This window comes from Myroides sp. LoEW2-1 (genome assembly GCF_009767705.1).
In the GTDB taxonomy this organism is placed as follows: domain Bacteria; phylum Bacteroidota; class Bacteroidia; order Flavobacteriales; family Flavobacteriaceae; genus Flavobacterium; species Flavobacterium album_A.
Map to the genome: position 1 here is coordinate 19,634 of NZ_WSPP01000141.1, position 10,951 is coordinate 30,584.

Annotated in this window: 14 protein-coding genes; 6 read left to right on the forward strand and 8 right to left on the reverse strand. The window is 34.2% G+C overall.

Annotated elements, in window-relative coordinates:
* Positions 1-24 precede the first annotated feature (24 nt).
* From GOQ24_RS08985 to folP, 3 genes are all read right to left on the reverse strand, one after another.
* Positions 25-873 (reverse strand): hypothetical protein, encoded by an 849-nt coding sequence (locus GOQ24_RS08985; protein ID WP_160339518.1) that lies wholly within the window; start codon positions 871-873, stop codon positions 25-27.
* A gap of 136 nt (positions 874-1,009) precedes the next feature.
* Positions 1,010-1,621, reverse strand: a complete 612-nt coding sequence (locus GOQ24_RS08990) for a hypothetical protein (protein WP_155091887.1) — start codon at positions 1,619-1,621, stop codon at positions 1,010-1,012.
* Entirely contained in the window at positions 1,618-2,442 is an 825-nt protein-coding gene (gene folP / locus GOQ24_RS08995) for a dihydropteroate synthase (RefSeq protein WP_155091888.1), read from the reverse strand. Before folP ends, GOQ24_RS08990 begins: the two co-directional genes overlap by 4 nt.
* 123 nt (positions 2,443-2,565) lie before the next feature.
* Between folP and GOQ24_RS09000 the strand changes: the two genes are divergently transcribed.
* Genes GOQ24_RS09000 through tpiA form a run of 5 tightly spaced genes read left to right on the forward strand, consistent with a single transcriptional unit; the run spans position 2,566 to position 6,669 of the window.
* On the forward strand, positions 2,566-3,114 hold the full coding sequence (locus tag GOQ24_RS09000) for a DUF1599 domain-containing protein (protein WP_155091889.1): 549 nt from the start codon (positions 2,566-2,568) through the stop codon (positions 3,112-3,114).
* A gap of 28 nt (positions 3,115-3,142) precedes the next feature.
* On the forward strand, positions 3,143-4,240 hold the full coding sequence (locus tag GOQ24_RS09005; protein WP_155091890.1) for a BT_3928 family protein: 1,098 nt from the start codon (positions 3,143-3,145) through the stop codon (positions 4,238-4,240).
* Positions 4,241-4,252: 12 nt separating this feature from the next.
* A complete protein-coding gene (locus GOQ24_RS09010) occupies positions 4,253-5,326 on the forward strand; it encodes an ABC transporter permease (RefSeq protein ID WP_155091891.1) in 1,074 nt (357 codons plus the stop codon).
* Positions 5,327-5,338: 12 nt separating this feature from the next.
* The gene (locus tag GOQ24_RS09015) at positions 5,339-5,914 is read left to right on the forward strand and encodes a TlpA disulfide reductase family protein (protein WP_155091892.1); all 576 of its coding nucleotides are present in this window, start codon (positions 5,339-5,341) and stop codon (positions 5,912-5,914) included.
* A 2-nt stretch (positions 5,915-5,916) separates the two neighbouring features.
* Positions 5,917-6,669, forward strand: coding sequence for a triose-phosphate isomerase (tpiA, locus tag GOQ24_RS09020; protein ID WP_155091893.1), 753 nt, complete (start codon positions 5,917-5,919; stop codon positions 6,667-6,669).
* 66 nt (positions 6,670-6,735) lie between these two features.
* Here tpiA and GOQ24_RS09025 read toward each other — a convergent pair whose 3' ends face one another.
* The 5 genes from GOQ24_RS09025 to GOQ24_RS09045 form a co-directional block, all read right to left on the reverse strand.
* A complete protein-coding gene (locus tag GOQ24_RS09025; protein ID WP_155091894.1) occupies positions 6,736-7,293 on the reverse strand; it encodes a Smr/MutS family protein in 558 nt (185 codons plus the stop codon).
* On the reverse strand, positions 7,283-7,543 hold the full coding sequence (locus GOQ24_RS09030) for a hypothetical protein (protein WP_155091895.1): 261 nt from the start codon (positions 7,541-7,543) through the stop codon (positions 7,283-7,285). The genes GOQ24_RS09025 and GOQ24_RS09030 overlap by 11 nt, the downstream gene beginning before the upstream one ends.
* A 13-nt stretch (positions 7,544-7,556) precedes the next feature.
* Entirely contained in the window at positions 7,557-8,204 is a 648-nt protein-coding gene (gene pdxH / locus GOQ24_RS09035; RefSeq protein ID WP_155091896.1) for a pyridoxamine 5'-phosphate oxidase, read from the reverse strand.
* 12 nt (positions 8,205-8,216) lie between these two features.
* Positions 8,217-9,125 carry a ribonuclease Z gene (locus GOQ24_RS09040; protein ID WP_155091897.1) on the reverse strand — a complete coding sequence of 303 codons (909 nt, stop codon included), beginning with the start codon at positions 9,123-9,125 and terminating at the stop codon, positions 8,217-8,219.
* A 107-nt stretch (positions 9,126-9,232) separates the two neighbouring features.
* Positions 9,233-9,574 carry a ribonuclease Z gene (locus GOQ24_RS09045; RefSeq protein WP_155091898.1) on the reverse strand — a complete coding sequence of 114 codons (342 nt, stop codon included), beginning with the start codon at positions 9,572-9,574 and terminating at the stop codon, positions 9,233-9,235.
* Between the two features lie 961 nt (positions 9,575-10,535).
* On the opposite strand from GOQ24_RS09045, the gene GOQ24_RS09050 reads away from it, so the two are divergent.
* Complete coding sequence (locus GOQ24_RS09050; RefSeq protein WP_155091899.1) at positions 10,536-10,733, forward strand: hypothetical protein; 198 nt, start codon at positions 10,536-10,538, stop codon at positions 10,731-10,733.
* Positions 10,734-10,951: the final 218 nt, after the last annotated feature.

Below are 10,951 nucleotides of genomic sequence, written 5' to 3' on the forward strand. Positions count from 1 at the left end.
TAATCACCTCCATTTGGCGCTCACTTAGTGCTTACTAACCCCTTGTGACGCTTTAAAACTAACGGGGATTGGATATCTCAATACTGCTTTTTGCCCGTTCAAATAGCGTGGATAAGTAAACAAATCCATGTCTAATTGAAAGAACAAACTTTTATAAGCTGTTTGGATTAATTCGATTTTCTCTTTTGATATCCCATAAGGTACTAAGTCACTAAAGTACAGATTCTTCTTTTTGGAAACAGGGTCTATTGTAAAAACCATTACCAGTGGAGTATCTTGTTTAAACGCAATTTCTTTCAGAATACGTTGCTCCGTAAGCTTCAAAAGAAAAGCAACACTTTGTGCTAAATCCATTGACTCAAAAAAATCTTCTTCGGTATCTAAACAGCCTGAAGTTTTACTTAATAACTTACCTGTTGAATCATAACAAGAGATTACACTCTTGCTATCGCCTATCTCGTAGTAACTCATCCATCCGTTCTCTAAATACGTGCTTGTCTTTATTGTAAATAGACTGTTTTTTCCATAGCCATTCGTATATACACTCTTAGAACTCATATTTACGCGATTAGACGAACCTTCAATCTCTTTACTATAGACAATTCGATTGATAATAAACTTATCCTTTTCTTTTTTTGTAGAATAGACAACCTTATTGGTCCATGGATCCTTATCCGAAACAGGTATAACAGCTTGATAATATTTAGTAATCGTGGTATCTATGCTTTTCATTCGCAATTCTGTCATGATATCACTGCCATTGTATCCTTTTGCATATTCAATATACACCTGAGCAGCATTTCCTCTTTGCGCATGCACCCCCACCCCGACTAAAACAAATGAAAATAAGCTCAACAATTTACAAATACTCATACTTTTAATGCTTATGCATATTTCTATAACGATTTTTGCAATCGATTATTACAAATCACTTTTTAAAAATTGCACATAAAAACACAAAGAGACACAATACATAGTTGCGTCTCTTAATATTCAATTATTCAATAGTTTAATATACTAAATCACTTTGTTGGAATTTAGCGCTAATTTCTTTTTCCTCTAATAATACGCGAACTTGAAGATAAGTTTCAAAGCTAAGTTCTTTATTAAAACCCAGTTGAATACTATCTCGTTGTTGAATAGAAGTCATCAATTCTTCTCTATTCATTTTATTTCCTTCGAAGATAAAATCATTTGCACCCTCAACGTAAACAACATTTTCTAATGCTGTTGGACCAGTAAATGCGAAATTTATATCTTTAAATGGAAACCAAGCTCTGTTCTTGTGTAGAGAATCGACATAGATGTAGAATACGCCTTTCTCATCACTGTGCATATTTTCTTGATCATACTTGTGATCCTTAACCTTTTTTACCATCTTAGCTACATCTAAGAGATTGAGTTCTCGCTCAATAGCAAATAAATAATTTGTACCTGCAATTCTATTAGTTTCATTCAAATAAGCACCTTTTGTATCTTCGTCATACTCTATATAAATATAGGAATGATCATCTACACCTTCCAGAACAGTATGTGAAGCCCTTGTAAGCAACATTTGTTTTCTATTACAACTCCCCAAAACTAACAAAGCTGGAAGTAAGAATAACAGTAATTTTTTCATATAGCTAATTGTTTTAATATTTCTCTGCTCTCTACTGCTTCTTTTACATCGTGCACACGCAAGATTTTTGCACCTTTTTGCAAAGCAATTGTGTTCAAAACCGTTGTACCATTCAGTGCTTCAGAAGGAGAGGATTCTAATAATTTATAGATCATTGACTTTCTAGAAATCCCTACTAAAATAGGCAATTCAAAAACATCAAACAACTCTAATTTTGCCATCAACTCATAATTTTGAGGCAAGGTCTTTGCGAAGCCAAATCCCGGATCTAAAATAATATCATTGATCTTACATTCTCTTGCTTTGGCGATTCGCTCTGCGAAATAAGATCTAATATCTTTTACAAGATCCTCATACGACGTTAGTGATTGCATGGTTTGTGGATTACCTCTCATATGCATCATAATGTAAGGAACTCTTAACTCACCCACCACCTTCATCATTTGTTCATCTAAGAATCCTGCAGCAATATCATTGATAATGGCAGCTCCTGCTACAACACTCTCTTTTGCCACTTTAGCTCTAAAAGTATCGATAGATAAATACAGTTTAGGAAATTCTCTCAATAAGAGATCAATAACAGGAATAAGCCGACTAATCTCCTCGTATTCACTTAAGTAATCTGCACTTGGTTTACTCGAATAAGCTCCAATATCGATAAAATCAGCACCTTCTTTAATCATTTTTTCAGCTTGTTTAAGAAAAGCTGAATCTGTCTTATACTTTCCTCCATCAAAGAAAGAATTGGGAGTTACATTTAATATTCCCATAATCTTTGGAGAGGATAAATCGATGATTTCTCCTTTACAATTAATTGTCATTGTGTATTGTAACTAACTTTTTAGTAATTTTATGTGAATATTTAGTCCAAATTACAATTTTATACTTTCAAAGAGGAGGTATAATTAGTATTTTTGGAAAAATATAATACAAATATAATCCAAATGAATACGACTTCTGACCAATTTGACCAAGTAATTGCGATATGCAAAGATTTATATACAAAAAAGATGACAGATTATGGATGTGCATGGAGAATAATGCGCTTACCTTCACTAACTGACCAAATCTATATCAAAGCACAACGCATAAGAAGTATTCAAGAAAATGAAGTCCGCAAAGTAGATGAAGGTGAAATACCTGAGTTTATTGGGATTATTAATTACTGTATTATGGCACTAATCAACCTTGAAAAAGGCGTAGCAAATCTACCTGATTTAACTGCAGAAGAAGCCATCTCATTATATGACAAACAAGTTGCAATTTGCAAGGCTTTAATGGAAAACAAAAACCACGATTATGGCGAAGCTTGGAGAGATCTAAGAGTGAGCTCTTTAACGGATTTGATCTTACAGAAACTCTTACGTGTCAAATCAATTGAAGGAAACAAAGGAAAAACAATTGTTTCTGAAGGAATAGATGCCAACTATCATGATATGTTGAACTACTCTGTATTTGCTTTAATTCACTTAGACCTTGTCAACACTAAATAATACAAACCTTACCACAAAATAAATTGTTATGAAAGTACTAACTCAATTATCGCGACTTTTTGTAGGAGTCTTATTTATACTCTCCGGATTAGTAAAATTAAATGACCCTTCGGGGTTCTCTTTTAAGCTGGAGGAGTACTTTTCTACAGAAGTATTAGACCTTCCTTTTCTAATACCTTATGCTTTAGCATTAGCCGTTATAATCGTCATTGCAGAAGTTTTATTAGGTGCCGCTCTATTAATTGGCTATAAGCGAAAATTGACACTATGGTCACTTTTCTTAATGATTCTATTTTTCACATTCTTGACGTTCTATTCTGCTTTTTTCAACAAAGTGACTGACTGTGGATGTTTTGGTGATGCTGTTCCCCTTACCCCTTGGGGATCGTTTACAAAGGATATTATACTACTGATATTCATTCTAATCCTTTTAAAAGGAGGAGAATATATCACCCCTCTCTTTAAGCGCTCTACTAACAATATCATAATGCTCGTTGTTCTTTTACTGTGTTCTTTTATGGGATATTGGGTATTGAACCACTTGCCGTTGAAAGACTTTAGAGCATACAAAGTAGGTACAGATATTATGAAAGGGATGGAAATACCTGAAGATGCGCCAAGAGCTAAATATGAAATGAACTTTTATTACGAAGTAGATGGTGAAGAAAAGAAATTTACAGATAAGGAGTTAGGCAATATTCCTGAAGGTTCTAAGTTTATCCGCAGAGAAGATTTCCAAATTTCAGCAGGCTACATTCCCCCAATTCACGACTTTAGTATGGATAAGGACGGAGAAGATCACACAGCTGAATTAATGGCAGAACCTAAATTGGTGTTAATTATCAGTTATGACTTAGATAAAGCAGATACTGAAGGATTAAAACACATGAAAGACTTTGCCAATAAAGCAATTGTCAATAATTATAAAGTAATTGGTATGACTGCTTCTTCTCAAGAGAAAATTGACAAGACTATAAAGGATTTCCAATTGCCTTTTGAGTATTATACATGCGACGGAACAACTCTAAAAACAATTGAAAGAGCAAACCCAAGTATAGTAGTATTAAACAAAGGTGTTATCGTTGAGAAAAAACACTGGAATGATAGAAAAAATGTCAACTTATAATAACAGTTTTCCTTGTTAAGTTATTTTATAAAAAAAATTATATATGCAATGGCTACCCTATTTGGGGTAGTCACTGTTGTTTTTTTACTATTCAATATTCTGCCTGGCGATCCGGCCAGAATGATGTTAGACCAAAACGAAAACCCTGAACAACTGTTAGCTGTTAAGAAAAAATATGGATTTGATAAGTCACTCACAACACAATATTTATTGTACTTAAATGACCTATCTCCTATTTCGCTTCACAGTACTACCGAAGGAGATTTCACTTATGACAATGGCAAATACACCAGTATGCAGATTATGCGTACCAAAGAGATTGCTCTGAAAATAAAGTTTCCTTATCTGAGAGAAAGCTTCCAAAAAACAGACAAAAAAGTAAGTACAATTATCGGAGAAACACTGCCAAACACAGTTATATTATCGTTTTTAGCCATTAGTCTTGCCCTTTTTGCAGGTGTATTATTAGGTGTTATTTCTGCACTTTTTAAAAACACTTGGGTGGATCGATTGATTGCATTAGTAAGTACATTTGGCATGAGTTTACCTTCTTTTTTTAGCGCAATACTATTTGCCTGGATATTTGGCTTCATCCTCCATGAATACACAGGACTGCCAATGATAGGTAGTCTATATGAAATAGATGACTTTGGAGAAGGAAAAACCCTTGCCTTAAAGAATTGCATACTCCCAGCTATCGTATTAGGAATAAGACCCTTGGCTGTAGTTACTCAATTAATGAGAAACTCCCTATTGGAAACACTAAATCAAGATTACATTCGAACAGCCAAAGCCAAAGGATTGCCAATGTCTAAGATAATTAAACGACACGCAATCCGAAACTCTCTTAACCCAGTTGTAACAACACTCTCAGGATGGTTTGCTTCAATGCTTGCAGGAGCAGTCTTTGTAGAATATATATTTGGCTGGAATGGCCTGGGAAAAGAAATTGTCCAAGCCTTAAACACCCTTGACTTACCTGTGATTATGGGAGCTGTTTTAATTATCGCAAGTACTTTCGTAATCATAACAATTTTAGTAGATTTGATATACGCTTATTTAGACCCAAGAATTAAGTTAAACTAATATATTTTATTAATGAAAAAACTTCTTTTCACAATAGCCTTGGTTGCTTTCGCATTTACTGCGTGTAATCAAAAAAACAACAATACAGAAACACCCCAAACTGAAGTTTCTGCTAAGCAAGAAGAAACACAAGAGATAAAGAAAGACAATACAACTTTTGCTACAAGAGCATTAGAACAAGATTTTATCGATTTAGAAGGCAATACAATCACTTTAGAACAAATCTTAGCTAAGTATAAAGGAAAAGCTATATTAATCGATATCTGGGCTGCATGGTGCCCTGATTGTATTAAAGCAATTCCTGCCTTAAAAGAAATTAAAGCAGAATACACGGAAACTGTTTTTGTAAATCTATCTTTGGACAAAACAGAACAAGCTTGGAAAGAAGCTATCGAAAAATACGGAATCGACGGTGAACAATACTTCTCTACAGAAGGAAAGGGAATGAAAGGTGATTTTGGAAAATCACTTGATCTCAATTGGATACCAAGGTATATAGTAGTAGACAAAGAATCAAAGATCGCGCTTTACAATGCGACTGAAAAAAGCTTTGACGAAATAAAAGAAACATTAAAAAAAATACAGTAATTATGAGACATGCTATCGTTGCCGGAAACTGGAAAATGCATAAAACTTATGCAGAAACACATAAACTTTTGGATGAGTTAATCGAAAAGTTACCAGCTGGAAAAGAAGTTGAAGTTATTGTTGCTCCAACGTTTACTAATTTAGGTAGTGCTGTTGCTCACCTTGAAGGAACAAATATTCAAGTTGCAGCACAAAACATGCACCAAGCTGAAGGAGGTGCATTTACTGGGGAAATATCTGCTCAAATGCTAAAAAGTGTAGGAGTAGATATCGTAATCTTAGGACACTCTGAGAGAAGACAGTATTTTCATGAAACTGATGCTATCTTAGCTGATAAGGTTAATACAGCTTTAAGACACGATATGCGCGTAATCTACTGTATCGGAGAAGAATTAAAAGACAGAGAAAGTAAACAATACTTGAATGTAATTTTTAATCAACTCAAAGATGGGCTTTTCCATTTGTCAAAAGAACAATGGAAGAATATTGTCATTGCTTATGAGCCTGTATGGGCTATTGGTACAGGTATGACAGCATCTCCTGATCAAGCGCAAGAAATACACGCTTTTATTCGTCAAGAAATTGAAAGAAAATACGATAAAACAGTAGCTGAAAACACTTCAATTTTATATGGAGGAAGTGTTAAGGCATCAAATGCTAAAGAGATATTTTCCAAACCAGATGTAGATGGTGGACTTATAGGAGGAGCTGCTTTAATTGCAGACGATTTCTGTACAATAGTAGAATGTTGCTAATACAGCATTAATTAAAATAGAAAAGGGCATTTTTATAAATTAAAAATGCCCTTTTTAAATATATGCTTATCTTGGGTTTTGCTTGATGTAAATTTGAGTTGCACCTAAGCCATACTTTTGATAATTTGCATCTTCTGCTACCACTTCTGGATATCGACTAAACAGGTACTCTAACTCTGCTTTTAATATCCCCTCACCTACACCGTGAATAAAGACGATTCTCGGTATTCTATTTCGAATAGCGAACTCTAACTGCCCTCTTGCAGCATCTAACTGCAGTGTTAACATATCGTACTTTTCTAAACGAGCGTAATCTTTAGTCAATTTTTCGATGTGCAAATCTACTTCGAGTACAAATTCATCTTTTCGAGATCGCTTTTCTTTCGTAAAAGAACGCTTTTTAGGACCTACCTTGTCTTGTAAGGCATCTTCTATCATTCCTCTACTCGTTGCTGAACTTATTTCATCAACTGCTTCGCGGTTGACCTTTAAGAGTTCTCTCTCACTATAGTTCAATACAAAACCATCTTTTGTCTCAATGGTAATTAAATCTCCCTGAACCTTTATCACTGTACCTTCTTCATTCTCATCAAGAACATGTACATAATCTCCTTTATTTAGCATCCTTTTGATCTTCTTTATCTAATTCAATCAAATCTTTTTTAATTCCAGTATTAAACTCTCTTTCAGCAGGACTTTCGATAGTTGAATTACTTGCTGTCCTACGAGTTAAACGCGACATTGCAGCAAAAAACAAAATCACTGCCACTATTTGTATCCATACATTAGGTTGCTCTTTTGTCTGCTCAAAAAATGCCCATCCCATAACCCCTAAGGTTACAACAACAAAAATAATCTTCATTACTCTCTTCATACACCAATCGTATTTATGGAGCCAATCGCTCAATCTTCCAGTCTAATTCATCCTCAGTCAAAGTATAGCGTATTCTATCGTGTAGACGATTTGGTCTACCTTGCCAAAACTCAATAGAAATTGGCTTCACTACAAACCCTCCCCAATTACTTGGTCGTTTGATTCCCTGTAGGGCAACCTCTTTCTCTACACGCTCCATTTCTCTTTCCAAAACTTCGTGAGAAGAAATCACTTCACTTTGATTAGATACAATCGCACCAATACGACTTCCTAAAGGACGAGAATCAAAGTAATTGTCTGACTGAATATCAGAAGCTTTAGTAGCTATACCTTTTATAATAACTTGTCTTTCCATAGAAGCCCAGAAAAAAGACAAACATATATGTGGATTAGCCAAGATCGCTTTGCCTTTTTCTGAATTGTAATTCGTATAAAAAACAAAACCATTCTCGTCATAAGACTTTAGCAGAACAACCCTTGACTTTGGAAAACCATCTAAGCCAATCGAAGAAACAGTCATCGCATTTACCTCGTCTACTCCACCAAAGTCTTCCACTTCGCAAAACCACTTGCGGAATTGCATCATTGGATTCTCATCTATTGTACTTTCTAAAAGCACATTTTTTTCATATGATTTTCTATAATCTTTTAAATCACTCATAAGTAAATACATTTATAAGTTAAAAACAGCTCCATCATCACCATTTAGAATATTGCCTTTAAAGACAGTTTCTGCTTCTTTCTTAAAGAGTGTAATGTCACTATAACGCGTAGAATAATGCCCTAATATCAAAGTTCCTGCATTAGCCAGTGTAGCAATCTTAGCTGCTTCCTTAGCGGTACAATGCTTGGTTTTCTCCGTATAATGCTCTTCTGAATCTAAAAAAGTACTCTCGTGATACAACACTTTTACATCCTTGATGATAGGTACTATCTGCTCTGAATAACAAGTATCTGAACAAAAAGCATAACTCTCAGTTGGATCCGGATCATAGGTTATATCGCTATTTTTCACTACTGTACCATCTTCTAAAGTAATATCTCCACCATTTTTTATTTTTTGATAGTAACATCTATCAATGCCCAAATCCTCAATGGCACCAATTCTCAGACGACGATCACCTGGTTTTGATTCAAACAAGTAACCATTGGTATACACGCGATGATCTAATGGAATCGTCCTTACAACTACTTTATCATCTTCAAAAACGACTTCACTTTCCTTACTGGTCAATTCATGGAAGAACAATTTGTATCCCGTAAAAGAATTTGACAAGCGAAGTTGTAACAGTATCACCTCTTTTATCCCCTTTGGTCCATAAATATGTAGATCTGCCTGTCTATTAAGCAACATAAAAGTGGAAACAAGCCCTATCAATCCGTAAAAGTGATCCCCGTGCAAATGGGATATAAAAATATGATTAATACGCTGAAACTTAAGCTTTCTGCGTCTTAGCTGTACTTGAGTTCCTTCACCTGCATCTATCAAAAACATATGCCCATTCATCTCTAAAACTTGAGAAGTAGGATTTGTTATTGTTCGAGGAGTAGCTGCATAACAGCCTAATATGGTAAGTTTCAATATATTGTGTTTTTACTATTTCAGGTTGTAATTTACAAAAATAGCCCACAGATTACAAAAAGAAAAGGCTTAATTACTTAAGCCTTTTCATATATTATTTACTTTATTTAGAATCCTAAATCTCTTTGAATTTCGTCCATTTCAATTAAGTCATGTGCCTCTTGTAGTGTACGCACAACTATTAAATCTCCATCAAAATCATTAAAATCAATATCAGGTACTACAATGACGAATGATTTATTAGCCTCTTCCATATGTGAGATTGCTAAATCCTCAAATAAAACTAAAGATTCCTCCTCTACAATATCCTTATTATGACTCAAATCAATAATTATATTCGCTTTTTTAAAACTATCACTGTACTGCGCTTCCACCTTCTTGACAAACTCCTCTATTGTTACTTCATTACTTGAAACAATGATAGTATGACCTTTTTCTTTTAATTTCATAGTATAAGTCTTAATTTGATTTAGCTAATATAAAACGAATATAAATACTATCATATAGTAGAGCAAAAATATCTTCATTAATCACAATCGCAGAGGTAACCTATAGATGCTTATCACGATGTAGTAACAAATAACGATGTTTATCAATAGAGTAAAATATTTGATTTATATCATTCATAGATATACAGACAGTCCATAGATAGTATTTTTTACTCCTCTCAAAATGAACTATAAGAATAGCTAAAAAAGTAGATTAAAGCAGCTCAAATCAGTTCTTAAACCCAATAAAATCAATACTTCATAGAGATTTATAGAACCTTTGTTCGGAGATTCTTCGGAAGATGTTCGAAAAACAAGGCTTTTTCCGAAGAGATACCGAACAAACACCGAGAAAAAGCCCAAAAACACAGGGATTACAGGGTACGAACTTTTAATAATCATCAAAAAAAAGAATGCAAAATGCGAAGAATAGATTTGCTTTAAAATGGTGTTTTTTACAAAACAAAAAGAAGGTTATGTACTTTGATTCGTTTACTTCTCAAACCAATTAAACCAATCAAAATAATTGACTAACAATGAAGTACAACACAAATATACATTTTTATTATTATTTACTGCTGAATAATCTTTAAACCAATTCACAAGTATTCACAACCGACCAAGTAAGTAGATGACACAACTGGGGATACGCAAGAAACCCTTTATTCGATACAGTGATAAAACCTACTTGATCATGACCTAAGCGTGCTAATTCACAGAGAAAATCTAAACTTTCTATAGCATTTGCATGGGCCAACTCCTCTACTCATTCGTTTATCCGTCAATCACAAATTACCCTACGCAAAGACACTGATCCCTAAGCTCGTGTTTCCCCCTTACATCTTCTATAATTTGACCTAATATAGTGTTACACCTCTTTTCTAATCCAAGCGAAAGCACTTCAGCTTAAAGAAATGGAACGATGATTACCGTACCACTTTTAGCCGCCCGTACAATTAGATTTGTTTCTTACAATATCGCTCTTACTCTTCCTTCAAAACCGAATAATAAGACTCAACACTCCTTCATAGCAAATAGACAGGAAAGGTTTTCGTATGACATGCCTTATTCTTATTTCTTTTGTCCAAAAGGACTTGTTCTATCTTCTGAGAATACGTGACGTCGGAGATAAGTAATAAAGACAAAAGTTGCCATATTACTTTTGACGAAATATACTTCGAGAATGATAAGTTTAATAGGTTAACCATACCCCTACCAAATAATAAAATATAGAAAAACACGGCATACAGCACAGTGAATATTGTGCTGTATGCCGTGCTCTATAGGTATAAAATAAGCCAACAAAATGGCTGGCTTTAATTATTTAATTTTTGATGC